Source organism: Streptomyces sp. SDT5-1 (assembly GCF_052245995.1).
Lineage (GTDB): Bacteria > Actinomycetota > Actinomycetes > Streptomycetales > Streptomycetaceae > Streptomyces.
Genome location: NZ_CM125963.1, coordinates 5220652 through 5247162 on the forward strand (window position 1 = coordinate 5220652; position 26511 = coordinate 5247162).

At 71.7% G+C, this 26511-nt stretch carries 25 protein-coding genes; 12 read left to right on the top strand and 13 right to left on the bottom strand.

Annotation, left to right across the window (positions count from 1 at the left end; genetic code table 11):
* Positions 1 to 172 precede the first annotated feature (172 nt).
* The 3 genes from ACTWJ8_RS24240 to ACTWJ8_RS24250 are packed head-to-tail and all read left to right on the top strand — an operon-like array spanning position 173 to position 4252.
* Positions 173 to 2278, top strand: coding sequence for a glycosyltransferase (locus ACTWJ8_RS24240; RefSeq protein WP_443260256.1), 2106 nt, complete (start codon positions 173 to 175; stop codon positions 2276 to 2278).
* Positions 2278 to 3447, top strand: a complete 1170-nt coding sequence (locus ACTWJ8_RS24245) for an LCP family protein (RefSeq protein WP_443260257.1) — start codon at positions 2278 to 2280, stop codon at positions 3445 to 3447. Before ACTWJ8_RS24240 ends, ACTWJ8_RS24245 begins: the two co-directional genes overlap by 1 nt.
* 25 nt (positions 3448 to 3472) lie before the next feature.
* On the top strand, positions 3473 to 4252 hold the full coding sequence (locus tag ACTWJ8_RS24250; RefSeq protein WP_356374445.1) for a group II truncated hemoglobin: 780 nt from the start codon (positions 3473 to 3475) through the stop codon (positions 4250 to 4252).
* A gap of 18 nt (positions 4253 to 4270) precedes the next feature.
* Here the strand turns inward: ACTWJ8_RS24250 and ACTWJ8_RS24255 are convergent, their stop codons facing one another.
* Positions 4271 to 5203: an MmyB family transcriptional regulator gene (locus ACTWJ8_RS24255; RefSeq protein ID WP_356374443.1), complete on the bottom strand. Its 933-nt coding sequence runs from the start codon at positions 5201 to 5203 to the stop codon at positions 4271 to 4273.
* A 128-nt stretch (positions 5204 to 5331) separates the two neighbouring features.
* On the opposite strand from ACTWJ8_RS24255, the gene ACTWJ8_RS24260 reads away from it, so the two are divergent.
* Both ACTWJ8_RS24260 and ACTWJ8_RS24265 read left to right on the top strand, forming a co-directional pair.
* Positions 5332 to 6375, top strand: coding sequence for an NAD(P)-dependent alcohol dehydrogenase (locus ACTWJ8_RS24260; RefSeq protein WP_356374441.1), 1044 nt, complete (start codon positions 5332 to 5334; stop codon positions 6373 to 6375).
* A gap of 144 nt (positions 6376 to 6519) precedes the next feature.
* Complete coding sequence (locus ACTWJ8_RS24265) at positions 6520 to 6867, top strand: DUF1330 domain-containing protein (protein WP_443260258.1); 348 nt, start codon at positions 6520 to 6522, stop codon at positions 6865 to 6867.
* Here the strand turns inward: ACTWJ8_RS24265 and ACTWJ8_RS24270 are convergent.
* From ACTWJ8_RS24270 to ACTWJ8_RS24280, 3 genes are all read right to left on the bottom strand, one after another.
* Positions 6861 to 7688: a helix-turn-helix domain-containing protein gene (locus tag ACTWJ8_RS24270; RefSeq protein ID WP_443260259.1), complete on the bottom strand. Its 828-nt coding sequence runs from the start codon at positions 7686 to 7688 to the stop codon at positions 6861 to 6863. The genes ACTWJ8_RS24265 and ACTWJ8_RS24270 overlap by 7 nt on opposite strands.
* Before the next feature lie 3 nt (positions 7689 to 7691).
* Entirely contained in the window at positions 7692 to 8555 is an 864-nt protein-coding gene (locus tag ACTWJ8_RS24275; protein ID WP_443264979.1) for an alpha/beta fold hydrolase, read from the bottom strand.
* Positions 8556 to 8620: 65 nt separating this feature from the next.
* Complete coding sequence (locus tag ACTWJ8_RS24280) at positions 8621 to 9718, bottom strand: hypothetical protein (protein ID WP_443260260.1); 1098 nt, start codon at positions 9716 to 9718, stop codon at positions 8621 to 8623.
* 107 nt (positions 9719 to 9825) lie between these two features.
* On the opposite strand from ACTWJ8_RS24280, the gene ACTWJ8_RS24285 reads away from it, so the two are divergent.
* Positions 9826 to 11001 carry a cystathionine gamma-synthase gene (locus ACTWJ8_RS24285; RefSeq protein WP_356374432.1) on the top strand — a complete coding sequence of 392 codons (1176 nt, stop codon included), beginning with the start codon at positions 9826 to 9828 and terminating at the stop codon, positions 10999 to 11001.
* A 46-nt stretch (positions 11002 to 11047) separates the two neighbouring features.
* On the opposite strand, the gene ACTWJ8_RS24290 is transcribed toward ACTWJ8_RS24285, so the two are convergent.
* From ACTWJ8_RS24290 to ACTWJ8_RS24300, 3 genes are read right to left on the bottom strand one after another with little or no spacing between them, the layout of a single operon-like run.
* Complete coding sequence (locus tag ACTWJ8_RS24290) at positions 11048 to 11302, bottom strand: hypothetical protein (protein WP_356374430.1); 255 nt, start codon at positions 11300 to 11302, stop codon at positions 11048 to 11050.
* Positions 11299 to 11778 carry a sigma factor-like helix-turn-helix DNA-binding protein gene (locus ACTWJ8_RS24295; protein ID WP_356374428.1) on the bottom strand — a complete coding sequence of 160 codons (480 nt, stop codon included), beginning with the start codon at positions 11776 to 11778 and terminating at the stop codon, positions 11299 to 11301. Before ACTWJ8_RS24295 ends, ACTWJ8_RS24290 begins: the two co-directional genes overlap by 4 nt.
* Positions 11779 to 11821: 43 nt before the next feature.
* Positions 11822 to 12307 (bottom strand): MarR family winged helix-turn-helix transcriptional regulator, encoded by a 486-nt coding sequence (locus ACTWJ8_RS24300; RefSeq protein ID WP_356375892.1) that lies wholly within the window; start codon positions 12305 to 12307, stop codon positions 11822 to 11824.
* Between the two features lie 176 nt (positions 12308 to 12483).
* On the opposite strand from ACTWJ8_RS24300, the gene ilvA reads away from it, so the two are divergent.
* From ilvA to ACTWJ8_RS24315, 3 genes are all read left to right on the top strand, one after another.
* Positions 12484 to 13725, top strand: coding sequence for a threonine ammonia-lyase (ilvA, locus tag ACTWJ8_RS24305; protein WP_443260261.1), 1242 nt, complete (start codon positions 12484 to 12486; stop codon positions 13723 to 13725).
* 154 nt (positions 13726 to 13879) lie between these two features.
* Entirely contained in the window at positions 13880 to 14875 is a 996-nt protein-coding gene (locus tag ACTWJ8_RS24310; protein ID WP_356374424.1) for an ATP-binding cassette domain-containing protein, read from the top strand.
* Positions 14872 to 15678, top strand: a complete 807-nt coding sequence (locus tag ACTWJ8_RS24315; protein WP_356374422.1) for an ABC transporter permease — start codon at positions 14872 to 14874, stop codon at positions 15676 to 15678. Before ACTWJ8_RS24310 ends, ACTWJ8_RS24315 begins: the two co-directional genes overlap by 4 nt.
* 60 nt (positions 15679 to 15738) lie before the next feature.
* Here the strand turns inward: ACTWJ8_RS24315 and greA are convergent, their stop codons facing one another.
* Both greA and ACTWJ8_RS24325 read right to left on the bottom strand, forming a co-directional pair.
* Positions 15739 to 16236: a transcription elongation factor GreA gene (gene greA, locus ACTWJ8_RS24320; RefSeq protein ID WP_356374420.1), complete on the bottom strand. Its 498-nt coding sequence runs from the start codon at positions 16234 to 16236 to the stop codon at positions 15739 to 15741.
* Positions 16237 to 16351: 115 nt separating this feature from the next.
* Positions 16352 to 16756: a DUF4307 domain-containing protein gene (locus ACTWJ8_RS24325; RefSeq protein WP_356374418.1), complete on the bottom strand. Its 405-nt coding sequence runs from the start codon at positions 16754 to 16756 to the stop codon at positions 16352 to 16354.
* Between the two features lie 134 nt (positions 16757 to 16890).
* On the opposite strand from ACTWJ8_RS24325, the gene mca reads away from it, so the two are divergent.
* Both mca and ACTWJ8_RS24335 read left to right on the top strand, forming a co-directional pair.
* Entirely contained in the window at positions 16891 to 17772 is an 882-nt protein-coding gene (gene mca, locus ACTWJ8_RS24330; RefSeq protein WP_356374416.1) for a mycothiol conjugate amidase Mca, read from the top strand.
* Complete coding sequence (locus tag ACTWJ8_RS24335; protein WP_356374414.1) at positions 17765 to 18007, top strand: hypothetical protein; 243 nt, start codon at positions 17765 to 17767, stop codon at positions 18005 to 18007. Before mca ends, ACTWJ8_RS24335 begins: the two co-directional genes overlap by 8 nt.
* A gap of 94 nt (positions 18008 to 18101) precedes the next feature.
* Here ACTWJ8_RS24335 and ACTWJ8_RS24340 read toward each other — a convergent pair whose 3' ends face one another.
* Positions 18102 to 21311 (bottom strand): tetratricopeptide repeat protein, encoded by a 3210-nt coding sequence (locus ACTWJ8_RS24340; RefSeq protein WP_443260262.1) that lies wholly within the window; start codon positions 21309 to 21311, stop codon positions 18102 to 18104.
* A gap of 119 nt (positions 21312 to 21430) precedes the next feature.
* Here ACTWJ8_RS24340 and ACTWJ8_RS24345 point away from each other — a divergent pair, with 119 nt between their 5' ends.
* Positions 21431 to 23452, top strand: coding sequence for a thioredoxin domain-containing protein (locus ACTWJ8_RS24345; protein WP_443260263.1), 2022 nt, complete (start codon positions 21431 to 21433; stop codon positions 23450 to 23452).
* Between the two features lie 6 nt (positions 23453 to 23458).
* On the opposite strand, the gene ACTWJ8_RS24350 is transcribed toward ACTWJ8_RS24345, so the two are convergent.
* The 3 genes from ACTWJ8_RS24350 to trhA all read right to left on the bottom strand — a co-directional run bounded on the left by ACTWJ8_RS24350 (position 23459) and on the right by trhA (position 26415).
* On the bottom strand, positions 23459 to 24070 hold the full coding sequence (locus tag ACTWJ8_RS24350; RefSeq protein WP_356374409.1) for a TetR/AcrR family transcriptional regulator: 612 nt from the start codon (positions 24068 to 24070) through the stop codon (positions 23459 to 23461).
* 11 nt (positions 24071 to 24081) lie between these two features.
* Complete coding sequence (locus tag ACTWJ8_RS24355; protein WP_443260264.1) at positions 24082 to 25617, bottom strand: DHA2 family efflux MFS transporter permease subunit; 1536 nt, start codon at positions 25615 to 25617, stop codon at positions 24082 to 24084.
* Between the two features lie 111 nt (positions 25618 to 25728).
* Entirely contained in the window at positions 25729 to 26415 is a 687-nt protein-coding gene (gene trhA / locus ACTWJ8_RS24360) for a PAQR family membrane homeostasis protein TrhA (RefSeq protein ID WP_356374405.1), read from the bottom strand.
* Between the last annotated feature and the right edge of the window lie 96 nt (positions 26416 to 26511).

The window sequence follows — 26511 nt, forward strand, 5'->3', positions numbered from 1 at the left end:
GTTTGTCACGTGCCACACCCGTCCCTGATGTTGTCCAATGCCCCAATTACCAGACCGCCACATCAATACACTCGCCTCCCATGTGTGAGTGGAACGTGGAGAACCGGCGTCGAATACGGGTGCCTCGTCAGGGCCGCGGCCGGCCGGGCGGTCACGCCGGTGCCGCCGCCTGATGGGCGCTCGACACAAACAAGCGAGGGACCCGCGGGCGCACTGGCTGCTGCTCGCGCTGACCCTTCCGGTGCTCTTCGGTGCCCTCCTCTTCCAGGGCTGGACCCAGAACGAGGTGGACGGCGCGAAGACGAAGCCTGCCTGCACGCGGCCCGTGCCCGAGTCCGCATCGGGCGCGGGCCCCGTCCTGTCCATCGACGGCGACCGGGTGCACAGCGCCTCGATGTCGCCCGGCACGGTCGCGCTCACCTATGACGGAGGACCCGACCCCAAGGCGACGCCCAAGCTGCTCGCGCTGCTCAAGAAGCACCACGCGCGGGCCACGTTCTTCCTGAACGGCGCCAAGGCCGCCCAGTACCCGAAGCTCGTCGAGCGGATCAGGGCCGAGGGCCACGACATCGGCTCCAACACGTACACGGGCGCCGACATGGGCAGCTCGTCGGCGGTGCGCGGCAAGCTCGAACTCGGGCTCACCCAGAGCGCGTTCGCGGGCAGCGGCGGATTCCGCACCACACTCCTGCGGATGCCGATGACCACCACCGTCGCCACGATGTGCGGCGGCGAGTGGCCCGCGGCGCAGGCCGCGTCCGCCGCCGGCTACACGCTCGTCGCCGCCGACGACTCCGGGCAGCGGGTCGAGGACGGACTGGTGCGCCAGCTCAGCCAGACCTCGCTCGGCTACCGCGAGACCGAGAAACTGCTCGCGAACCCGCACGCCAAGCGGTTCACCACGATCACCGAGGGCGCGCACACCGGCCAGCGGGCGACGGCCGACGTGGCGGCGCCCGTCCAGTGGCTCGGCCAGGGCCTCATCTGGTTCCAGAGCCTCGGCCGCAGCTTCGTCTCGGCCATCTCCTGGGTGCTGCTCGCGGCCGCGGCGCTCGGCGTGCTGCGCCTGTTCGTGCTCGTCCTGTTCGCCCGCGCGCACGTCAGACGCCTGGAGCGGTTCCGGCCCGGATCGCCCTGGCTGCGCGAGATCCGCGATCCGGTGACCGTGCTCGTCCCCGCGTACAACGAGGAGGCGGGCATCGGCGCGACGCTGCGCTCGCTGCTGGCCTCCACGCACCAGCCGATGCAGATCATCGTCATCGACGACGGATCGAGCGACCGCACGGTGGAGATCGCACGCGACTACGCGGCCAGGGACGCCCGCGTGCAGGTGCTGTGCCAGCCCAACTCGGGCAAGGCCGCGGCCCTCAACCACGGCCTGAAGTACACCCGTTGCCCGTACGTCGTGATGATCGACTCGGACACCGTCTTCGAGGCCGACGCCATCCAGCGCCTGATCCAGCCGCTGGCCCACCCGGCGGTCGGCGCGGTCAGCGGCAACACCAAGGTCGGCAACCGCAAACGGCTGCTCGGCCGCTGGCAGCACCTGGAGTACGTCTTCGGGTTCAACCTCGACCGCAGGATGTTCGAGGTCCTGGAGTGCATGACGACCGTGCCCGGCGCGATCGGCGCCTTCCGGCTCGACGCGCTGATGGGCGTCGGCGGACTCAGCGAGGACACCCTCGCCGAGGACACCGACCTCACGATGGCGCTGTGGCGGGCCGGCTGGCGGGTCGTGTACGAGGAGACGGCCGTCGCCTGGACCGAGGTCCCCACGTCGCTCAAGCAGCTGTGGCGGCAGCGCTACCGCTGGTGCTACGGCACGCTCCAGGCGATGTGGAAGCACCGGGGCGCGGTCCTCGAGGTCGGGCCCGCGGGCCGCTTCGGGCGGCGCGGCCTGTCCTACCTGTTCCTCTTCCAGGTCGTGCTGCCGCTGCTCGCCCCGATGATCGACGTCTTCATGTTCTACAGCGCCGTGTTCGCCGGCGACACCACCACGTCCGTGGTGGCCTGGGTGGGCTTCCTCGCCCTCCAGACGGCCGTCGCGGCGTACGCCCTCAAGCTCGACGGGGAGCGCAGGCGCACGCTCTGGTCGCTGCCCCTCCAGCTGTTCGTCTACCGGCAGTTGATGTATCTCGTGGTCATCCAGTCCGTGGTGGCCTTCGTGACAGGCAGCCGGCTGAAGTGGCAGCGCATGCACCGTTCCGGAACGGCCGCGGCGGCGGCCCAGCACATCGTCAGGCCGGCCGAGCGTCCGGACCTGCCGGTCGCGAGGTGATGACCCTGAATCCCGGCGCCCACACCCCGACACCCCTGCCCGACCCGTACGCGCCCGCGCCGCGCTCGTACGAGGTCGACCACCACCCCTTCGACCCGGTCCCGGACAACGCGCCGGGCGGGCGGCTCGGCGGCGGGTACAAGCGCAGCGAGCGCCAGCCGAGGCGCAAGCGGCGGCGCGGAAAGTTCGGCCTGCTGGTGCGCGGCCTGTGCCTGCTCGTGCTGCTCGCGGTCCTCGCGGGCGCCGGCACGTACGTCTGGGCGGGGACCCGGCTCGACGGGGAGGTCGACCTGGCCTCGCTGCCGACGCGGGCCGCGCCGGGCAAGGGCACCAACTACCTGATCGTGGGCTCCGACAGCCGCGAGGGCCTCAGCCAACAGCAGGCCAAGAACCTGCACACCGGTTCCGAGCTGGGCTCCGAGGGCCGCAGGACCGACTCGATGATGGTGCTGCACACCGGCGCCCACGGCACCACGCTCACCAGCCTGCCGCGCGACTCCTGGGTCACCGTCCCGCCGTACGTCGACCCGAAGACGGGCATCCACCACAAGCCGGCGAAGAACAAGCTCAACGCCGCGTTCTCGCTCGGCGGCCCGGAACTCCTGGTCCGCGCGATCGAGGCGAACACCGGGCTGCGGATCGACCACTACACGGAGATCGGCTTCGCCGGGTTCGTCGGCATCGTCGACGCGGTCGGCGGCGTGCCCATGTGCGTCGACCGACACATCGTCGACGACAAGTCCGGCCTCGACCTGACGAAGGGCTGCCACAACCTGACCGGGCGCGAGGCGCTCGGCTTCGTGCGCCAGCGCCACCAGGAGAAGGAGGGCGACCTCGGCCGCTCCCGCAACCAGCAGAAGTTCCTGGCCGCGCTCGCCAAGAAGGCCGCGTCGCCCGGCGTCCTGATGAACCCGTCGACCGTGTACGGCACGGCGGGCGCCGGCCTCGACACGCTCATCGTCGACAAGTCGACCGGGGTCCCGCAGCTCACCCGCCTGTTCAAGGCGATGCAGGGGGTGTCGTCGGGGCAGGGCAAGCAGCTCGGTGTGCCCGTCGGGACGCTCGGCCTCAAGACGTCCAAGGGCAGCGCCGTCCTCTGGGACAAGAGGAAGGCGAACCTGCTCTTCAAGGAGTTGCGCGAGGACCGTCCGGTCACGCTCGACGGCTGACCGGGCCGGTGCTTCCCTGGGAGGCATGACGACTCGATCCCCGCGCACCGTCGAGTACATCCGCTACCGTATCCCGCAGGAGCGCTCCGCCGAGTTCCTGTCGGCCTACACCCGGGCGGCCCGGCAGCTGGAGGCCTCCGAGCACTGCGTCGCGTACGAACTGGCGCGCTGCGAGGAGGACTTCGAGCACTTCGTCCTGCGCATCGAGTGGACCTCGACCGAGGACCACCTCAAGGGCTTCCGCGCCTCCGAGCTCTTCCCCGAGTTCCTGGCGCAGATCCGCCCGTACGTAGGGAACATCGACGAGATGCGCCACTACGCGCCGACCACGGTGCGCGGCAGGGGCGCGGCGGAGCCCACGCTCTACCAATGGGCGGGCGGCGCCGAGGCGTTCGCCCGTCTGACGACCGCGTTCTACGCGCAGGTGGTCAAGGACGACCTGCTCGGCCCGCTCTTCGCCGATCTGCCCGCCGAGCACGCGGAGCACGTCGCGCTCTGGCTCGGCGAGGTCTTCGGAGGCCCGTCCACCTACTCCGAACAGCACGGCGGGCACACCCACATGGTCGCGATGCACATCGGCAAGGCCATCACGGAGCAGCAGCGCCGCCGCTGGGTCAACCTGATCCAGGACGCGGCCGACGAGGCGCACCTCCCCACGGACCCGGAGTTCCGCTCGGCGTTCCTGGCGTACGTCGAATGGGGCACGCGTCTGGCGGTCCACTTCTCGGCCCCGGGCGCCGAACGCCCCGACGAACAACCGGTCCCACGCTGGACGTGGGGCGCGGCGCCGCCCTACGTCCCGTAGCCCTTGGGGGAGCGACGTCTACAACTCGGCCCGCAGCGAGGCGTCCGCGCCCCAACTCGCCAACAGGCGGAGCGCCTCCGCCGACGCGGAACCCGGCTCCGCGTGGTACACGGACAGGAACTGCCCGTCGTCGTCCGGCAGGTGCAGCGTCTCGTATGCCAGCGTCAGCTCACCCACCAGCGAATGCCGCATCCGCTTCACCCCGTGCCCCTTCTCCTTCACGTCGTGCGTGGCCCACAGCCGCCTGAACTCCTCGCTCTTGACGGACAGTTCACCGACGAGCGCCGAGAGCTCCGGGTCCTCCGGGTTCCGCCCCGCGTAGAGCCGCAGGTAGCTCACCATGTCGGTGGCCTTGGTGTCCCAGTCGACGAACAGCTCCCGATAGTCCGGGTTGAGGAAGGTGAGCCGCGCCCAGTTCCGCTCGACGCGCGGCATCCGCCCCCAGTCGCCGAAGAGCGCCGCCGCCATCCGGTTCCACGCGAGGATGTCGGAGCGCGCTCCGCCGATGTACGCGGGCACGCCGTCGAACGAGTCGAGCAGCGACCGCAGCGCGGGCCGCACCTGCTGCTGCCGCTTCGGCGCGGGTGCCTTCCGGCGCTGCCGCGTGGGCCGGGCGAGGTGGACGAGGTGCGCGTGCTCGGTGTCGCTGAGCCGCAGGGCGCGCGCGATCGCGTCGAGCACCTCCGCCGACACATTGCGCCCGTTGCCCTGCTCCAGGCGGGTGTAGTACGCCACGGAGACCCCGGCGAGCTGCGCCAGCTCCTCGCGCCGCAGGCCCGGCACCCGCCGGTGCCGGCCCATCGACGAGAGCCCCACGTCCTCCGGCTTGAGCCGGGCTCGCCGGGTCCGCAGGAACTCGCTCAGCTCGGCCCGCCGGTCCAGATGGTCGGGGCGCTCCTGGTGGTCCCGGTGGTCCGCCCCGGTGGCGTCGGCCGCATCGTTCTCGTCCATGCTTCCAGTATTCCCGGTCGTACGACACGGAGCCTGACCCTCCCAGTAGTAGGACCACTGGACGTACGCAAAGCGGTGACCTGCGCATTCTTTGGAGATCGGGGCGGGCCGGTAGCAGTCTTGAGGCCATGACCACGACTGTTGCCGCATACGCCGCGCCCAGCGCCAAGGCCCCGCTGGAGCGCACCACCATCGAGCGCCGTGCCGTCGGCGAGCACGACGTGCTGATCGACATCAAGTTCGCCGGAATCTGTCACTCCGACATCCACCAGGCCCGCGAGGGCTGGGGCGAGGCCATCTTCCCGATGGTTCCCGGCCACGAGATCGCCGGTGTCGTGGAGGCCGTCGGCGCGGGCGTCACCAAGTTCAAGGTCGGCGACCGGGTCGGCGTCGGCTGCATGGTCGACTCCTGCGGGAAGTGCGAGCCCTGCCTCGCCGGCCAGGAGCAGCACTGCGTCGAGGGCAACGTCCAGACGTACAACGGCGTCGGCAAGGACGGCGAGCCCACCTACGGCGGCTACTCGCAGAAGGTCGTCGTCACCGAGGGCTTCGTCGTCGGCATCCCCGACGGTCTCGCGCTCGACGTGGCCGCGCCGCTGCTGTGCGCCGGCATCACCACGTACTCCCCGCTGAAGCACTGGGGCGCGGGTCCCGGCAAGAAGGTCGCGATCGTCGGTCTCGGCGGCCTCGGCCACATGGGCGTCAAGATCGCGCACGCGCTCGGCGCCGAGGTCACGGTGCTCTCGCAGTCGCTGCGCAAGAAGGACGACGGCCTGAAGCTGGGCGCCGACCACTACTACGCGACGAGCGACCCGAAGACCTTCGAGGAGCTGGCCGGCAGCTTCGACGTGATCCTCTCCACGGTCTCCGCGCCGCTGGACTTCAGCGCGTACCTCGGCCTGCTCAAGACGGGCGGCGCGCTCGTCAACGTGGGCGCCCCCGAGGAGCCCGTCTCGATCAACCTGTTCTCGCTGCTCGGCGGCAGCAAGGTGCTCGCGGGCTCCATGATCGGCGGCATCGCCGAGACCCAGGAGATGCTCGACTTCTGCGCCGAGCACGGCCTCGGCGCCGAGATCGAGCTCATCGAGGCGAGCCAGGTCAACGAGGCGTACGAGCGGGTCCTCGGCTCCGACGTGCGCTACCGCTTCGTGATCGACGCCGCGACGATCTGATCGCCCGCCGCGCCACCTTCATGAGCCGAGTCTCATGAGCCGAGTTTCATGACCTGAGAGGTCATGGCCGCCCTCCCTCGGGCCCGGCAGGATCGTCCCCGTACCGACGACCTGATCCCGCCGGACCCGAGGGAGGGCTCTCTCATGACCGCCTACGTGATCGCCGTTCTGGACACCACGCCGACGCCGCACCCGGATGTCCTCACGTACATCGAGCGCGTGCAGTCCACCTTCGCCCCGTACGGCGGGCGCTTCCTGGTGCACGGCACGCCGGGGGAGTGGGCGGAGGGCGAGCCGCTCGGCAGCGTCGTGATGGCGGAGTTCCCCGACCTGGACGCGGCCCACGCCTGGTACGCATCGCCCGCCTACCAGGAGATCCTGCCGCTGCGCACGGACCACGTGCCGGGCAGCCTCGTCTTCCTCGACGGGGTGCCCGAGGGGTACGACGCGGCGCGCACCGCGGCCGCCATACGGGGCGCCGCCGCTCAGTGACGGCGGTCGGCCCACGCCACGTCGTCCACCGCGAGGAACGGCGTCCCCGCCACCGCGGACGGCGTCGCGCCGGTGAACGCGCGGACGTCCCGGTGCAGATGGGACTGGTCCGCGTAGCCGCTCTCCGCCGCGACACGGGACGGCGGGGCGCCCGCGGCGAGCCGGTGGACGGCACGGTCGAAGCGGACGAGGCGCGCGGCGTGCTGCGGGGTGAGGCCGATCTGCTCGCGGAACCGGGACCACAGCCGCTTGCGGCTCCAGCCGGTCTCGCGGGCCAGGCGTTCGACCCGGACGAGACCGTGGTCGGCCGTCAACCTCCGCCAGGCGTGGGCGACTTCGGGATCGGGCGCGCGCCCCTCCTCGGCCCTCAGGGCGAGCTCCCGCTCGGCGATCGCGAACCGCTCGGGCCAGGACCCGGCCGCGCGCAGCAAGTCCTGGAACCGCTCGGCCGCGGCCCGCCCCCACAGCGCGTCGAGGTCGACCGGCTCCCCGTACGGACCGCCCGGCGCGCCGAGCACCGCGTGCGCGAGAGCGGGCGACAGCCGCAGCTGAAGGCAGGCGAAACCCCGGTCGCCCCCGGCCCGTACGGCGTCGGGGGCGAGGCCGACGACCATCCGCTCGCAGGTCCGGCTGCCCGCCCCGTCGTGCAGGGACAGCGCGGTGCCGCCGAGATTGAGGGCCACGGTGACCGAGGGGTGCGGGATCAGTTGCAGGTTCCGCAGCTCCGTCGCCCGGTCGCTGAACCCGGCCATGCGCAGCCCCGCGAGCCGACCGGGCCCGGCCGGTACGGCGATGTTCCACGAGGGTCGAGGCACGCGCATCCCCTAGTTGGTGCCGGCCGTGGCCGCCGCGATGAACTCCCGCAGCAGCGCCCCGGTCTCCTCCGGTGCCTCCAGCATGACCAGGTGCCCGACGCCCGGCAACAGTTCGATCCGGGCGCCCGGCACTGCGCGGTAGGTCTGGGCCGACGAGGGGCGCCAGCGGGGGTCCTCGGCGCCGAAGAGGACCAGCAGCGGAAGACCCAGCGGGGCGTGGCGCTCCGGGAGCGGGCGCTGCCCCAGGTACTCCTGGTTGCCGCGCATCGTCCCGACGAAGGCGCGGTGCGTCATGGCCAGCGTGGCCTCGACGTAGGAATCGGGGATCTCCACGGGCCGGGCGGCCGACGCGGCCGCGGCCCCGCGGAGCGCGTCCGGCGTCCGCAGCCGCCACAGCAGCGGACCGACGAACGGAAGCAACAGCAGGCGGACGAGCGGGAGTTCGGCCGTCTGCGCGTTCAGGTCCGGGCCCATGGCGATGAGGACCACGGCCGTCACCGTCCCGGTCCGCCGCTCGGCCAGGGCCGTCGCCACCATGCACCCCGAGGAGTGCCCGACGACGGTCACCCGCTCCACCCCGAGCCGGTCGAGGACGGCCTCGACCCGGGCCGCCTGCTCCGGCACCGCGAACCCGCCGTTCTTCGGCGCGGGGGACCGCCCGCACCCCGGCAGGTCCACCCGGATCACCCGGAACGCCTCCGCGAGCGCCGGAACCACCGGGTCCCAGTGCTCCAGGGACCCGGCACTCCCGTGGATCAGCAGCACGGCGGGCGCCTGCTCCGGCCCGCTCACCACCGTGTGCACGCCTGCCTCGTGGAACTCCGCCATGACGCCGCCCGCCTCCCGTTGCCGTACCGACCGTGGGTCGAGCATCACGGAGGAAGGCTCCGGCCGTATTGGACGGATGTTCCCGGCGTCCTGGTGTCCCCAGGCGCGGGTCAGTGTCGCAATGTCGCCGGGCTTCCGCCGTTCGCCTCGTAGCCCGCGACCGCGAGCGCGCGGTACACCGCGTACGCCGCCGCAGGGTCCTGCTCGGCGGTCCACGGGATCGCGCCCACGTGCCCGTCCACGTGCACCAACTGCTGCATCGCCTCGGCCCAGCGCTCGCTGCGCACCAGGAAGAACACCAGCAGATGCCGTACGTGCGCGAGCATCGGGTCGTCGGGACGCGCCGCGTTCACCGCGAACAGCGCGCCGTGCAGCGCCTTGGTGACGACCTCGCTCTCGTAGAACCCGCGCACCAGGTTCACGTCCGGCACGTGCTCGTACAGCGCGAACAGCGGCAGCGCCGCCAGCAGCGAACCGCGCGGCGCCCGCGCGGCGGCGGCCTCCGCGAACGAGAAGGCCTGCTCGCGCGAGCCGTGCCACTTCTCCGTCCAGTACCGAAGGCCCGCCAGATGCGCCCCGAAGTGACCGGGCGCCGTGTCGAGGATCTTCAGCCACAGCTGCTCGAACTCGTGCTGCGAGTAGCCGAGTCCGCGCGCGACGGCGAGGTGCGTGATGTGCGGGACGGGGTCGCCGGGCGCGAGGAGCGCCGCCTGCTCGCACGCGTCCCGCGCCTCTTCGAGGACGATCCGCTGCTCCTCGGGGGTGCCGCCGCCGCGCCACGCCTGCTGCACCAGGAACTCGGCGAAGACCTGCGCCCCGCCCGCGTCCTTCGGCTGCTGCGCACGCCACGCGTGCAGCCACCCGGCGCCGAGCCGCGGCGTCTGCTGCGCCTCCAGGGCCGCCGCACCGGCGACCGCCTGCACCCGCTCCCAGCGGGTCTCGGTCTCCTTGCCGGTGCCCGCGAGCAGCTGGGACGCCGCCGTGAAGTCCTGATTGCGCTGCACGACCGCCATCACGTCGAGCAGGTCCTGGTCGGGCCCCGGCAGCCGCACGTCCAGGTCCTCCTGAAGCATGAACCCGTAGTCCGCGGGGTCCGCCGCGTCCGGCGACCCCGGCGCGACCTGCCGAATCCCGCCGCCGCGCCGCATCAGCTGCGACACCACGAGCCCGATCATGACCGCGGCCATCAGCCCCCAGAGAATTCCCATATCAACAACGCTAACGTGCCGCTCCGACACCGGGTTCCCGAGCGCGGTGGCGACAAAAGCGCGCTGCGCGCCCCCTCCGACCGCCGGAACGCCTACGCTCGGCGCTCATGAGCGACACGCACAGCCACAGCGGCAGCACCCCGCGCGGCTTCGAGACCACCGCCATCCACGCCGGCAACACGGCGGACCCCGTGACCGGCGCCGTCGTCCCGCCGATCTACCAGGTCTCCACGTACAAACAGGACGGCGTGGGCGGACTGCGCGGCGGCTACGAGTACAGCCGCAGCGCCAACCCGACCCGTACCGCGCTCGAAGAGAACCTCGCCGCACTCGAAGGCGGCCGCCGCGGGCTCGCCTTCGCCTCCGGCCTCGCCGCGGAGGACTGCCTGCTGCGCACGCTGCTCGGCCCGGGGGACCACGTGGTCATCCCGAACGACGCGTACGGCGGCACGTTCCGGCTGTTCGCGAAGGTCGTGACGCGCTGGGGCGTCGAGTTCTCGGTGGCCGACACCAGCGACGTCGATGCGGTGCGCGCCGCGATCACGCCGCTGACCAAGGCCGTGTGGGTGGAGACGCCCTCGAACCCGCTCCTCGGCATCACCGACATCGAGGCCGTCGCCCAGGTCGCCCGCGAGGCCGGTGTGAAGCTCGTCGTCGACAACACGTTCGCGAGCCCGTACCTCCAGCAGCCGCTCGCGCTCGGCGCCGACGTCGTCGTGCACTCGATGACGAAGTACATGGGCGGCCACTCCGACGTCGTCGGCGGCGCCCTGATCGTCAACGACGACGCCCTCGGCGACGACCTCGCGTTCCACCAGAACGCGATGGGCGCGGTGGCCGGCCCCTTCGACTCCTGGCTGGTGCTGCGCGGCATCAAGACGCTGCCCGTGCGCATGGACCGGCACAGCGAGAACGCCACCCGCGTCGCCGACATGCTCACCCGGCACCCGCGCGTCACGAAGGTGCTCTACCCGGGCCTGCCCGAGCACCCCGGGCACGAGATCGCCGCGAAGCAGATGAAGGCGTTCGGCGGCATGGTGTCGTTCCAGGTCGAGGGCGGCGAGGAGGCGGCCGTCGAGGTCTGCAACCGGGCGAAGCTGTTCACGCTCGGCGAGTCCCTGGGCGGCGTCGAGTCCCTGGTCGAGCACCCGGGCCGGATGACGCACGCCTCCGTCGCGGGCTCCGCCCTGGAGGTCCCCGCCGACCTCGTGCGGCTCTCCGTGGGCATCGAGTCGGCCGACGATCTGCTCGCCGACCTTCAGCAGGCGCTCGACAAGAAGTAGCCCACCAAGAAGTAGCCCACCAAGAAGTGGGTCACCAAGAAGTGGCTCACCAGCCCGTGAGTTGTGGAGTCGTCGTCGACGGCGGCTCCACCCACGGGCGCTCGACCGTCGCCCACACGACGAACGCCACGACGGCGACGACGAGCACGCACCACAGCAGCCGCACGGCCACCAGGCGCCGCCGCCGGGCCCTGGCGCCCCTGCGCATCGCGTCCGCGCACAGCTCGGCGGGGACCACCGGCACCGGTTCGGCGTCGAGGACCGCCCGCACCGCCGCCTCGTTGCGCTCCTCCTGGCTCATGCCGGGGCCGCCCCTCGCAGCTCGGCGGGCGCGGGGCCCCGCGGCGGATGCAGCACGAGGGCCGTCGCCCGCGCGTGCACGGACCGTACGCGCTCCGCGGGCAGCCCGAGCAGCGACGCGGTCTGTTCCTCGCCGACCCCCTCGAAGAGCCGCAGCACGAGGACGAGGCGCTCCTGCGGGTTCAGATGCCCGAGCGCGCCGCCCCGCGAGCGGTGTTGGCGCCACGCGCCGCGGGCGAATCTGACGGCCAGTTCGGTGCGCGCGCAGTCGTAGGGATCCTCGCCCCGAAGACGGTCCCAGGAGGCGTACGTCCGGCCGAGTGCGGCCGTGAGCAGCTTCCTCGCGCGCGGGTTGTCCGCCGACGGCTCCCCCGTCAGGAGCGTCGCGGCACGCAGCAGCCGCCCGGCCGCGCCCGCGACGAACGCCTCGAACTCACGGGCCCGGCGGGCGTCCCGCGACGCCTGCCGTTCTCGCACCCTTCATATGAGGCCGAGCGCGGCTCCCTGGTCAAGAGGGCGGTCAGGAGTCGGCGGGCGGCGTCGGCTGGCCGTGCCGGGCGGAGAGCGCGGAATTGAAGCGCGCGAGGAGCGCGCAGAACTGCTCGCGCTCCTGCGGCTCCCACTCCTGCGTCAACTGCGCCATCAGTTCTCGCCTGGACGTGCGTACCTCGTCGAGTCGTGCGGCGCCGCGCGGGGACAGCTGCAACACCACCGCGCGCCCGTCCTCCGGGTGCGAGGTGCGCTTCACGAGACCCGTGTCGACGAGCGGGGCGACCTGCCGGGTCACCGTCGAGGAGTCGATCCCCATGCTCGACGCGAGCGCCTTGACGCCCATCGGGCCTTCCTTGTCGAGGCGGTTGAGCAGCAGGTATGCCGCTCGGTCCATCGAATTGCGCACCTGCCCGACCCCGCCGAGCCGGGTCTGTTCGGCGCGACGGGCGAAGACCGCCACCTCGTGCTGGAGAGTTTCGAGGAGGCCGGTGTCGCCGGCGGTCGTCATGTCCATCGTTTCCTGTGGTGTGGGCATGGCCGGGGGCTCACTTCATGCGTGGGTGGTGGATTGCACTGGATTGGGGCACAGGGTACGCGGCGAAAGCGCCGACCGTACCGGCCGTGCGCAATCCCGGTCTCGCAGCGTGAGCATCCCGAGAGCCGTGCGCCGTGAGCTGCAAGACTTTCGTCATGAGCAACAGCGTGCCCGACCACCTGCCGACCACGACGCCCGCGGTGACGCTCGACGACGTCCGCGGCGCCCAGAAGATGCTCTCCGGCGTGGCGCGGGTGACCTCGATGGCGCACAGTCACCACCTCTCCCAGCTGGCCGGCACGCCGGTCCACCTCAAGTGCGAGAACCTCCAGCGCACCGGCTCCTTCAAGCTGCGCGGCGCCTACGTGCGCATCGCGGGGCTGTTGCCGGAGGAGCGGGCCGCCGGGGTGGTGGCCGCGAGCGCGGGCAACCACGCGCAGGGCGTGGCCCTCGCCTCCTCGCTCCTCGGCGTGCGCTCCACGGTGTTCATGCCGGTCGGTGCGCCCCTGCCCAAGGTCGCCGCGACCCGCGAGTACGGCGCGGAGGTCCGGCTGCACGGCCAGGTGGTCGACGAGACGCTCGCCGCGGCGCAGGAGTACGCGGAGCAGACCGGGGCCGTGTTCATCCACCCCTTCGACCACCCGGACATCGTCGCGGGCCAGGGCACGCTCGGCCTGGAGATCCTGGAGCAGTGCCCGGAGGTGCGCACGATCCTGGTCGGCGTGGGTGGCGGCGGGCTCGCGGCCGGCATCGCCGTCGCGGTCAAGGCGCTGCGGCCCGACGTCAAGGTGATCGGCGTGCAGGCGGAGGGCGCGGCCGCGTACCCGCCCTCGCTGGCCGCCGGGCACCCGGTCGCGATCGAGGCCCCTTCGACGATGGCCGACGGCATCAAGGTCGGGCGGCCCGGCGACGTCCCGTTCGGCCTCGTCTCCGGGCTCGTCGACGGCGTCCGTACGGTCTCGGAGGACGCGCTCTCCAGCGCCCTGCTGCTCTGCCTCGAGCGCGCCAAGCAGGTCGTCGAGCCGGCGGGCGCGAGCCCCGTGGCGGCGCTCCTGAGCGAGCCGGGCGCCTTCGAGGGCCCGGTCGTGGCGCTGCTGTCCGGCGGCAACATCGACCCGCTCCTGATGCAGCGCGTGCTCACCCACGGCCTCGCCGCCGCGGGCCGTTACCTGTCGCTGCGACTGCGCCTGACGGACCGGCCCGGCGCCCTGGCCACGCTCCTCCAGGTGTTGTCAGTGGCCGACGCTAACGTCACGGATGTGAGCCACGTACGCACCGATCCGCGGCTCGGGCTCACGGAGGCGGAGGTGGAGCTGCACCTGGAGACCAAGGGTCCCGCGCACTGCACGGAGGTCGAGGCGGCGCTGCGGGAGGCGGGCTACACCGTCATCGATTAATCCATGGCGGTACGCGATACATCGCGATAGTGTGTGGCGCGCTTCACTGCACTTGCTCTGCTTGCCGGGCGCGGGGAAACCGGCAAATTTACACTTTCATCACATAATTGGTCAGAGGTAGTCAGAGGTAGTACCCACACACTGGGGGAACCGCATGCCAGGCGCTATCTACGCCGAAGGTCTGGTGAAGACCTTCGGAGACGTACGGGCTCTGGACGGCGTCGATCTGGACGTACCGGAGGGCACGGTCCTCGGCCTGCTCGGGCCGAACGGGGCGGGGAAGACCACGGCCGTGCGCTGCCTGACGACACTGCTCACGCCGGACAGCGGCAGGGCGCTCGTCGCGGGCATCGACGTACTGAGGCATCCGAACGAAGTGCGGCGTTCCATCGGCCTGTCCGGCCAGTTCGCCGCGGTCGACGAATACCTGACGGGGCGCGAGAACCTGCAGATGGTCGGGCAGCTCTACCAGCTGTCCAAGAAGGACGCGAAGAAGCGGGCGGGGGAGCTGCTGGAGCGGTTCAACCTCGCGGACGCCGCCGACCGACCCTCCAAGACGTACTCCGGCGGCATGCGCCGACGGCTCGACCTCGCGGCCGCGCTCGTCGTGTCGCCGCCGGTGATGTTCATGGACGAGCCGACGACGGGACTCGACCCGCACAACAGGCAGCAGCTGTGGGACGTCATCCAGGAGCTGGTCGCGGGCGGCACGACACTGCTGCTCACCACGCAGTACCTGGAGGAGGCCGACCACCTGGCGCACGACATCTGCGTCGTGGACCACGGCCGCGTCATCGCCCGCGGCACCGCGGACCAGCTCAAGGCGCAGACCGGCGGCGAGCGCGTCGAGGTCGTCGTGCACGAGCGGGAGCACATCGCGGCCGCCCGCGAGATCCTGGCCGGCTACGGCAAGGGCGAGACGACCGTCGCCGAGCACACCCGCAAGCTGACCGTCCCGGTCACCGGCGGTGCCAAGCTCCTCGCCGAGGTCATCCGCGACCTGGACGCGCGCGGCATCGAGATCGACGACATCGGCCTGCGCCGCCCGACCCTGGACGACGTGTTCATCTCGCTGACCGGCCATGTCGCGGAGGAACCGGCGGCCGACGCGGACGAGCGGGCCGAGGCCGCGAAGGGGGCGAGGGCATGAGCGCCTGGAGCGACTCCCTGGTCGTCGGCAAGCGGAACCTGATCCGGATGACCCGGATCCCCGAGATGATCCTGTTCGGGATCATCCAGCCGGTGATGTTCGTGGTCCTGTTCACGTACGTCTTCGGCGGCTCGATCGCCATCCCGGGCGCGGGGGTGAGCGCCGGTGCCTACAAGGAATTCCTGATGGCCGGCATCTTCGCCCAGACCGTCACCTTCGCCACGGCCGGCGCGGGCGCGGGCATCGCGGACGACATGCACAAGGGCCTCATCGACCGGTTCCGCTCGCTGCCCATGGCGCGCGGCGCCGTGCTCACCGGCCGCACCCTCGCCGACCTGGTGCAGACGGCGGTGACGCTGGCCGTGCTCGCGGTGGTGGCTCTGCTCGTCGGCTGGCGCACCCACGAGAACCTCGGCAAGGTCCTGGCGGGCTTCGGCCTGCTCCTGCTGCTCGGCTACGCGTTCACGTGGATCGGCGCGCTGATCGGCCTGTCGGTGCGCACCCCGGAGGCGGCGACCTCGGGCGGCCTGATCTGGCTGTTCCCGCTGACGTTCATCTCGAACGCGTTCGTGCCGGTCAACGGCATGCCGACGTTCCTCCAGTACGTCGCCGAGTGGAACCCCTTCAGCGCCACGGTGGCGGCGGCCCGCGAGCTGTTCGGCAACACGATCGACGGCGTGCCGAAGTCGGTGACCGGCGCTTGGCCGATGGAGCACCCGGTGTGGGCGTCCCTGATCTGGTCCGTCGTGATCATCCTGGTCTTCCGCACCCTCGCGGTGCGCAAGTACCGCAAGGCCGCCTGACGCGGACGGGCCGGGCCCCGCGGTGCGCACACCGCGGGGCCCGGCCCATGATCAGGAGCGTCAGCCGTTGAAGGGCTCCGCCTTGAGGATCCGCACCGACGCCGTCTTGCCGTTCGGCAGCTCGTACTCGACGTCCTCGCCGACCTTGTGGCCGTTGACCCCCGTGCCGAGCGGGGACTGCGGCGAGTAGGTCTCGAAGTCGCTGCTCGCGTACTCGCGCGAGGCGAGCAGGAACTCCAGGGTGTCGTCCTCGTCGCCGTCGAAAGCGATCGTGACGACCATGCCGGGCGCGACCACGCCGGTCGCCGCCGGGGCCTCGCCGACCTTGGCCTTCTCCAGGAGCTGGGTCAGCTGGCGGATGCGGAGCTCTTGCTTGCCCTGCTCCTCCTTGGCCGCGTGGTACCCGCCGTTCTCCCGCAGGTCGCCCTCCTCGCGCGCCGCAGCGATCTTCTGCGTCACTTCCTCGCGCGCGGGACCAGACAGGTACGCCAGCTCGTCCTTGAGCTTGGTGTACGCCTCCTGCGTCAGCCAGGTGACGTCTTCGCTGGTCTGGGTCACAGGTCGCTCCTCGTAGGTACTGGGTATACAAAGCATCGCCCTACCCAGAAGGATGTTCCCTACTGAGTGGGCGAAACCACGAGCCTAACAATTCAGACGTAAAAGGGGGAGGACGTCACTCGGCGTGACAGCCCAGAAGTTCCGCCGTCGTGCCGTTTCCGGTGGTCTTCAGCGTGACGATCTTGTCGATCCGCTCGGTCTTCTGGTCGAAACGGAAGTCGGCGCGGCCCACCTCGGCGCCCGCGGCGTCCTGGGAGCGGATGGTGCAGTACCCGGCCGTGTCGGCGTCCTTGCGGACTTCCAGGTGCACCTTGACGTTGTTCTTGTTCGTGTCGAAGGCGATGACCTCGCCGCTGAACTTGCTGCCGCCGACGACGTAGTACCAGCCGAACCAGACCATCAGCGCGCCGAACAGGACGGCGAGCACGATTCCGGTGATCTTCAGCTTGCGGTCGGCGCGGGCGTCCGCGGAGCGCGAGGATCCGTATCGGCCCTCGGGCAGCTGCTGCACGGCGCTCATCGGCCAGTTCCTCTCGCGTCGCCCGGCATGTTCCAGGGCACCGGAATTTTCCACCCCCCGGTTCCGTCACTATAGAAGCCGCCCATTGCACCGATGGAACCCGGGCGCCCATATAACTCACCGAGGAACTTGTCTTGACTGAGCAGCTGCGACTGATGGCCGTTCACGCCCACCCCGACGACGAGTCGTCGAAGGGCGCGGCCACCATGGCCAAGTACGTGTCCGAGGGGGTGGACGTGCACGTCGTGACCTGCACGGGCGGCGAGCGCGGCTCCATCCTCAACCCGAAGCTCCAGGGCGACAAGTACGTCGAGGAGAACATCCGGGAGGTGCGCCGCAAGGAGATGGACGAGGCGCGCGAGATCCTCGGCGTCAAGCAGGACTGGCTGGGATTCGTCGATTCGGGTCTCCCCGAGGGCGACCCGCTGCCGCCGCTGCCGGAGGGCTGCTTCGCGCTCGAGGACGTCGACTACGCGGCGGGCCGGCTGGTCAAGCAGATCCGCTCCTTCCGCCCGCAGGTCATCACGACCTACGACGAGAACGGCGGCTACCCGCACCCCGACCACATCATGACCCACAAGATCACGATGGTGGCCTTCGACGGCGCGGCCGACGCGGAGAAGTACCCCGAGGACGAGTTCGGGCCCGTCTACCAGCCGCGCAAGCTCTACTACAACCAGGGCTTCAACCGCCCGCGCACCGAGGCGCTGCACAACGCGCTGCTCGACCGCGGCATGGAGTCGCCGTACGGGGACTGGCTCAAGCGCTGGGACGACATGGCGCGCGTCGAGCGCACGCTGACCACGCACATCCCGTGCTCCGACTTCTTCGAGATCCGCGACAAGGCGCTGATCGCGCACGCCACGCAGATCGACCCCGACGGCGGCTGGTTCCGCGTCCCGATGGAGATCCAGCAGGAGGTCTGGCCGACCGAGGAGTACGAGCTCGCGCGGTCCCTCGTCGAGACTTCCATCCCCGAGGACGACCTCTTCGCGGGCATCCGACACAATGCCTGATGTGAACGCGAATCTGGCATTGACCCATCTCGTCCCCCTTGCCGCCAAGGAGGTCGACGAGAACAAGGTGACTCCGGGCGTGCTCGGCTTCATCGTCTTCGCCGTGATGGCCGTCGCGGTCTGGGGCCTGATGAAGTCGATGAACAAGCACATGGGCAAGGTCGACTTCAAGGAGAAGTCCGACGAGCCCGCCGGTGCGGCGAGCGGCAAGGACGCCGGCACGACGTCCGCCTGACCACGCCTTCGGCCCCGCGCCCGAGCGGACGCGGGGCCCCGGTGCGAACGGTGCCGCGCCCCCGTCTGGCATGTCCACGGCGGGCGCGGCGTCGCTACGAGCGCTGCGCGCCCTCGACGACCCCCATCACGTCCCGCGCGTGCCGGTTCGGCACCATGCCGAGCCGCCAGGCCTGCCATCCCGCGTCCAGGTCCACGCCCCGCTCGAGCAGCAGCTGGTACGCCTCCACATAGTCGTCGAGCTTGCCGTCACGGGCCGGATGCGTGGCCGCGGCGAGCTGGGACAGCTCCTCCTGGGCGACCGCCGTGCCGACCTCCGAGCCGCCCGGCGACGCGTACGGCAGCAGCGTGCAGCGCAGGAAGGTCGCCCAGTCCTCGCCGCGCCGGTCCCCGTACCCGGCGAACACCCGCGCCGCCTCCTCGCACAGCTCCATCGCCTGCGCCAGCCGCGCGTTGCCCGCGTCCACCACCGCGAGCTCCAGACACGTCCACGCCTCGCCGTGCGGCACCCCGATCCGCTGGAAGTCCGCGCGGGCGTCCACCAGGAGCTGGCGCGCGAACCCGGAATTGCGCAGCGAACCCGTCTGCGCCGCCCGCTCGTCACGGGTCACCCGCGCCGAGTGGTGCCGCGCACAGGCGAGCCCGTACACGTCGCGCATCCGCGAGAACATCGTGCGCGAGCGCTCCAGCTCCCGCACCGCCTTGTCGAGGTCGCCCGTCTCCTCCAGGGCCTGCCCCAGGTAGTAGTACGTCCACGCCTCACCGCGCGCGTCCTCGTTCTCGCGGTGCCGGGACGCCGCCTGCCGCAGCCCGTCGACCGCCGCCGACGCCTCGCCGTCGATCAGCCGGGCGCGCGCCAGCTCGGTCATCGCCCAGGCCTGACCGCGACCGTCCCGCGTCTGCCCGTACAGATCGAGCGCCTCCCGCAGCTCCTCCTCCGCGCGCGGCACATTGCCCATCCGCAGGCACAGCTGGCCGAGCTGGAAGTGCGCCCACGCCTCGCCGTGCAGCGACTCGTTCTCACGGTGCAGGGCGAACGCGTCGGTCAGCAGCGCGAGCGACTCCCGTACGTTCGCCCGGTCCCGCTCGACCGCCGCCAGCGCGTGCAGGGTCCAGCCGCGGTCGCCCTTCGTCTCCGGCGTCGTCTGCAGGTCGAGCGCCTCCCGCAGCCGGTTCGCCGCCTCCGTGAGCTGGCCCTGGTGGTGCAGCGTGATACCGAGCGAACACAGGGCGCGGCCCTCGCCCGCCCGGTGGTGCGCCTCGCGGTACAGGTCGACCACCGACGTCAGCGTCGTACGGGCCTTGTCGAGCTCGCCGAGCTGCCGGGCCGCGATGCCCGTGCGCCACTGGACCGAGCGCATCAGCAGCCCCTGGTCGATGGACTGCGTCAGCTCCTGGATCTCGCCGAGCCGGTACAGGTCGCCGCGCAGCAGGCAGTAGTCGCACAGCGCGCCGAGCAGGCCGAGCACCGCGTCCTGGTTGACGCCCTCCGCGTGCCGCAGCGCCGCCGTGATGAAGCTCGACTCGTCGTCCAGCCAGCGCAGCGCCGCGTCGAGGGACGTGAAACCGTGCGGACCCGTCTGGCCCGCGCGCGTCGACATGTTGCCGTCGACCAGGCGGATCACCGAGTCGGCCAGATCCGCGTAGTTCTGGATGAGGCGTTCCTGCGCGGCCGTGCGCTCCGCCGGCTCCTCCTCGTCGGCGAGGCGGGCCTGCGCGAACGCGCGGACGAGATCGTGCAGCCGGTACCTGTTGCCCCGCACATGGTCGACGAGCCCGGCCCCGGCCAGCGCCGTCAGCTGCTGCTTCGCGTCCGACGTGCCGGTGGCCAGCAGCGCCGCGGCCGCCGCCGCGCCGAGCGAGGCCCGCCCCGCGAGCGCGAGCCGCCGCAGCAGCCGCCTGCCCTGCTCCGAGAGGTCCGTGTAGCGCAGCCACAGCACCCGCTCCACCGGGTCCACCGGCCCGTACGCCCCCAGATCGGCGGCGAGCTGCCGCGTCGTGCGCGGGCCGATCGCCGACCCCGCGATCCGCAGCGCCAGCGGCAGACCCCCGCACAACTCCCGTACGGCATCCGTCGATTCGGCGTCGTACGGGCCGCTCGCGTCCTCCGCGGCGTCCCGCAGCAGCTCCTCCGCGCCCGCCGCGTCCAGCGCCCGCACCGGCAGATGGTGCACCCACGCCGGCGTGTCGTCGCCGAGCTCCAGCGGCTCACGCGACGTGACGATCACCAGGCTGTCCGAGCGCTCGGGCACCAGCGTGCGCACCTGCTCGGCGCTCGCCGCGTCGTCGAGCACGATCGTCACCGGAAGCCCGGTCAGATGCTGGTGGTACAGCTCGCTCAACCGCTTGACCTGCTGATCCTGCGAGGACCGCTCACGGAAGAGCAACTGCTCGCGCGGCGCGCCGAGCCGGTTCAGCAGATGCAGCAGCGCGTCCCGCGTGGGCAGCGGCGGCGTGTCGGGGCGGTCGCCCCGCAGATCCACCACGCACGCCCCGCGGAACTGGTCGCGCAGCTCGTGCGCCGCGCGCACCGCGAGCGTCGTGCGCCCCGCGCCCGGGTCCCCGTGCAGCACCACCACGGTCGGCCGGGTCTCGGTGCTGGCCCGCGCCGCGTGCACCCACTGCGCGATCTGCGACATGGCGGCCCGTCGCCCGGCGAACGGGCCCTCCGGCTCGGGCAGTTGCCCGAACGACTGCTCAAGCACACTGCGCCGCCGCGCCGCCGCGCTCTTGTCCGTACGCCGCAGCTGCGGCCCCACCGACTTCTTCGACGTGCCCGTGCTCGCCGCCAGCACCCGCTGCTGGTCGAGGAACGGACGGATGCCCCGCACCTCGAGCGCCGTCAGCCACTGCAACCGCAGCTGCTCGGGCCCGCCCGGCTGGTTCCTCGCCCCGGCGCTGCGGCTCGCGGCGGGCAGGTGCGAAGCGGTCACCTTCGCCACCGTCGCCGCCGAACCGAGCACGGCGACCGCGACACCCGCGCCCACCGCCGTCCCGGTCCCCGCGCCCAGCACCAGATCCGCCACACAGGCGGTCACGGCGCCAACGCCCGCCACCATCAGCGGCGTTGACCCGCCCTCCCGCGCGAACCGCTGCCCGAACGTCATCCGCCCCGCGTCGGCCTCGTCGAGCGCGCGGGTGAACGCGTCGTACTCGTCGGCCGCGCTGCGCCCCATCGCGTCGAGCGCTCCCTTGGCCCGCGACAGGAGCACCGCCCCGTCCGCGCGCCCACCCGAACGCCTGACCTCTTCCTCCACGGCCCGAGCCAACAGCCTCTCGGCTTCCGCCCGATGGCTGTCCCGCATCTTCGGTCCCCCTCCGGTGGCGACAGTACGGGTCAAGTGTGCTGCGTATGGGGTGTCGGCGCGAGGGTCCCGGCGATCAGAGCCACGAGCCGGAACCCCGATGAGCGAGGATGGGAGGCATGCCGAACCGACTGGCCCAAGAGACGTCCCCCTACCTCCTCCAGCACGCCGACAACCCGGTGGACTGGTGGCCCTGGTCGGCCGAGGCCTTCGCGGAGGCGCGGCGGCGCGGGGTGCCGGTGCTGCTCAGCGTCGGGTATTCGAGCTGTCACTGGTGTCATGTGATGGCCCACGAGTCGTTCGAGGACGCGGGCACCGCCGCCGTCATGAACGAGAACTTCGTCAACATCAAGGTCGACCGCGAGGAGCGGCCCGACGTCGACGCCGTCTACATGGAGGCGGTGCAGGCGGCCACCGGGCAGGGCGGCTGGCCGATGACGGTGTTCCTGACGCCGGACGCCGAGCCGTTCTACTTCGGCACCTACTTCCCGCCCGAGCCGCGCCACGGCATGCCGTCGTTCCCGCAGGTGCTCGGTGGTGTGCGGGACGCCTGGAACGAGCGGCACGGCGAGGTCACCGAGGTCGCCGGGAAGATCACCGCCGACCTGGCCGCGCGGGAACTGCCGTACGGGAACACGGAGTTGCCCGGCGAGAACGAGCTGGCGCAGGCGCTGCTCGGGCTCACCCGCGAGTACGACGCGACGTACGGCGGCTTCGGCGGCGCGCCCAAGTTCCCGCCGTCCATGGTGATCGAGTTCCTGCTGCGCCACCACGCGCGCACCGGCGCCGAGGGCGCGCTCCAGATGGCCGCCGACACGTGCGAGCGGATGGCGCGCGGCGGGATCTACGACCAGCTCGGCGGCGGGTTCGCGCGGTACTCGGTGGACCGCGAGTTCACCGTGCCGCACTTCGAGAAGATGCTGTACGACAACGCGCTGCTGTGCCGGGCGTACGCGCATCTGTGGCGCTCGACGGGCAGCGAGCTCGCCAAGCGGGTCGCGCTGGAGACCGCCGACTTCATGGTGCGCGAGCTGCGGACGAACGAGGGCGGGTTCGCCTCCGCGCTCGACGCGGACAGCGAGGACCCGGCGAGCGGCAGGCACGTCGAGGGCGCGTACTACGTGTGGACGCCCGAGCAGCTCGCCGAGGTGCTCGGCGACGCCGACGCGGAGGTGGCCGCCCGGTACTTCGGCGTCACGGACGAGGGCACCTTCGAGGAGGGCGCATCGGTCCTGCAACTCCCGCAGGCCGACGAGGTGTTCGACGGCGGGCGCGTCGAGTCGATCCGGCGGCGGCTGACGGCGGCCCGCGCCGAGCGACCCGCGCCGGGCCGGGACGACAAGGTCGTCGCCGCGTGGAACGGGCTGGCGATCGCGGCGCTCGCCGAGACCGGCGCGTACTTCGGCCGACAGGACCTCGTGGACGCCGCGGTGTGCGCGGGCGACCTCCTCGTACGGCTGCACATGGATCCGCTGGCGCGGCTCGCGCGGACCAGCAAGGACGGGCACGTCGGCGCCAACGCGGGCGTCCTCGAGGACTACGCGGACGTCGCGGAGGGCTTCCTCGCGCTGGCGTCGGTGACCGGCGAGGGCGTGTGGCTGGAGTTCGCCGGGTTCCTGCTCGACCACGTCATCGACCGGTTCACCGACCCGGAGAGCGGCGCGCTGTACGACACGGCCGCCGACGCGGAGAAGCTGATCCGGCGGCCCCAGGACCCGACGGACAACGCCACGCCGTCCGGCTGGACCGCCGCGGCGGGCGCCCTCCTGTCGTACGCCGCGCACACCGGTTCCGACCCGCACCGCACGGCCGCCGAGCGCGCCCTCGGCGTCGTCAAGGCGCTCGGACCGCGGGCGCCGCGCTTCATCGGCAACGGGCTCGCGGTCGCGGAGGCGCTGCTCGACGGTCCGCGCGAGGTCGCGGTCGTGGGCGAGGTCGGCGGCCGGATGCACCACGCGGCGCTCACCGACACCGCCCCGGGCGCCGTCGTCGCGGCGGGGGAGGAGGGCAGCGGCGAACTCCCGCTGCTGACCGACCGCCCCCGCGTCGAGGGCCGTGAGGCCGCCTACGTGTGCCGGCGCTTCGTGTGCGAGGCGCCGGTGACCGGGGTGGAGGACCTGGAGGAGGCGCTGCGCGTCTAGGAGGCGCTAGAGCCCGTGCTGCACCGTGTCGAGGGCGCGCAGCACGAGTTCGCGCAGGTCGTCCTGGTGGTCGTGCTCGGCCCAGTACATCGTGGCCTGCATCAGGGCGCCGACCAACGCCATGGCGTAGACCCGGACTTCGAGGTCGGCGGCGTCCCTGCCGGTGCGCTCGGCGATGACCCGGCACATCAACTGGCCGGTGACGGACATCGACTCCATCATCCGGGAGCGCACCGCGGGCGTCTCGACCTGGAGGCGCAGCCGCAGCCGGGTGATCTCGGGGTCCTCGTCCGCGAAGGCGAGTTCGAGACTGTGGTCGACGACGTGCCGCACGGAGTCGACGATCGGCTCGTCGTGCGGCCGCTTGAGGAGTTCCCGCTCGAGGATCGGGTCGAACTCGTCCGTGAGGACGATGTCCTCCTTGGTCGGGAAGTAGCGGAAGACCGTGGACGGGGAGACCTCGGCGGCCTCGGCGATCTGCTCGACCGTCGTCGCCTCGTACCCCTGCTGTGCGATCAGCCGGTACGTGGCGTCCCGGATCGCGGTCCTGGTCTTGAGCTTCTTGCGCTCGCGGAGCCCGATCCTGGGCTCCGCGGGCTTCTGTGCAGACGCGGCCATGGCACACATTGTCAGGCATCCGCGCCGACCTGGGCCACCTCCGGACCGGGTACGGGCTCGTTCTTCGCCGCGCCGGGCAGCAGCAGCGCCGTCAGGAGCGCGGCGGCGAGCGCGACGATGCCGATGACGGCCAGGGCGAGGTCCATGCCGTGCACGAACGCGCTGTCGGCGGAGGCGGCGAGCGCCGGATCGGCGAGCCTTCCCGCGGCGACGTGCGCGCCGATCACGGAGTCGCGGGCCGCGTCCGCCGCCGCGTCCGGCAGCCCGGCCGTGACGATCCTGGACGTGTACGTACCGGAGACGAGGGCGCCGAGCAGGGCGACGCCGAGCGCGCTGCCGGTCTGCCGCACCGTGGACAGCAGCCCCGAGCCGCGGCCCGCCTGGTCCTTGGCGAGCGCGCCCATGGCGCCGCCCATCGCGGGGATCATCGCGAAGGCGATGCCGAGGCCGGCGATCGACAGCCACAGCGCGGTGAAGCCGTAGCCGGAGTGGACGGTGGTGCGCGCTCCGAGGAACGCGGCGAACGCGAGGACGACCAGGGACACGCCGACCACGGACCGCGCCCCGAACCTGGCGACGAGTGGCTGTGCGAGCTTCGCCGCGACGAGCATCCCGCCCATCATCGGCACCATCCGCACCCCGGTGCCGAACGAGTCGGTGCCGAGCACCGCCTGCAGGTACTGCGGCAGCAGGAACAGGACGCCCGCGAGGGTGAACATGCCGAGCGTCGCCACGAGGGTGTTGGTGAGGAAGCCGCGGTGCGCGAGGAGCGAGAGGTCGAGCATGGGCCGCTCGCTGTGCCGTTCGCGCGCGACGAGCGCCCCGAGCAGGACGACGGAGGCCACGAATCCGCCGATGACGACGGGCGCGGTCCACCCCTTCTCGGGCCCCTCGATGATCGCGTAGATGAGGGCGCCGAGTCCGAGGGCGGTGAGCGCCGTGGAGACGGTGTCGACGCGGGGCGCGGCGGGGTCCCGGCTCTCCGGCAGCAGGATCAGGCAGGCGGCGATGCCGATGGCGACCATCGGCACGTTCAGGACGAAGACCGAGCCCCACCAGAAGTGGTCGAGCAGCCAGCCGCCGATGATCGGTCCGAGCGGCATGCCGAGCGCGGAGGCCGCCGAGATCGCGCCGATGGCCTTCGTCTGCTCCTCGCGGGCGAAGAGCGAGGGGATCACGGACAGGGCGAGCGGCATGACGAGGGCGGCGCCGACACCCATCAGGGCACGGGCGACGATCACCCAGGTCACGTCGTCGGCGAGAGCGCCGACCACGGACGCGGCGAGGAAGACGCCGAGCCCTCCGACGAGCATCCGGCGCCGCCCGAACCGGTCGCCGAGCAGTCCCGCCGGGAGCATCAGGGCGGCGAAGACCACGATGTACGCGTCCGCCATCCACTGCTGCTGGCCCGTGGTGGCGCCGAGCGATCCGGCGATCGTCGGCAGCGCCACGTTGAGGATCGTCATGTCGAAACCGAGCACCAGCATGCTCGCGACCAGGGCCCCGAGGGCCCACCAGCGCCGAGGATCTTTGCTGACAGTAACCATGAAATGAGAGTAACTCTCATTTCATGGTTACTGTCAAGATGTGCCGGTCGCGGGCGCGCGAAAAAGGGCCGCGACGGGAGGTCGCGGCCCTTGGAAGGGGTGGGGGAGGCGTCAGGCGTGCTGGTACGCCACCAGGGAGATCCCGACGTAGTGGACGACGAACGCCGCCAGCGTGAACGAGTGGAAGACCTCGTGGAAGCCGAACCAGCGCGGCGAGGGGTTCGGTCGCTTGATGCCGTAGATGACGCCGCCCGCGCTGTAGAGCAGCCCGCCGACGATCACCAGGACGAGCACCGCGATGCCGCCCTTCTGCATGAAGTCCGGCAGGAAGAAGACGGCCGCCCAGCCCATCGCGATGTAGCAGGGCGTGTAGAGCCAGCGCGGGGCGCCGACCCAGAAGACGCGGAAGACGATCCCGGCCGCTGCCGCCGCCCAGATGCCCCACAGCAGCCACTGCCCCTTGGCGCCCGGGAGCAGCAGCATCGTCAGCGGCGTGTACGTGCCGGCGATGATCAGGAAGATGTTGGCGTGGTCGAGCCGGCGCAGGACGCCGCCCGCGCGCGGCCCCCAGTTGCCCCGGTGGTAGAGCGCGCTCACGCCGAAGAGCAGGCAGGCCGTCAGCACGTAGATGCCGCAGGCGACCCGGCCGCGCGTGGAGTCGGCGAGCGCGGTGAGGAAGAGCCCGGAGATCAGCACGGCCGGGAACATTCCCGCGTGCAGCCAGCCGCGCAGTCTCGGCTTCAGCGCCGACGGCTGTACGGAGACGGGGACTTCGGGCTGCTCGGTGGCGACGCTCATCCGGGCATGGTACCTACGCGACCGTAGGTAACGGACCCGGTGAGTGGTGATGCTCACTTCGCTCACCTGTGAGGCCCCCTGGACATATGGGCGTTT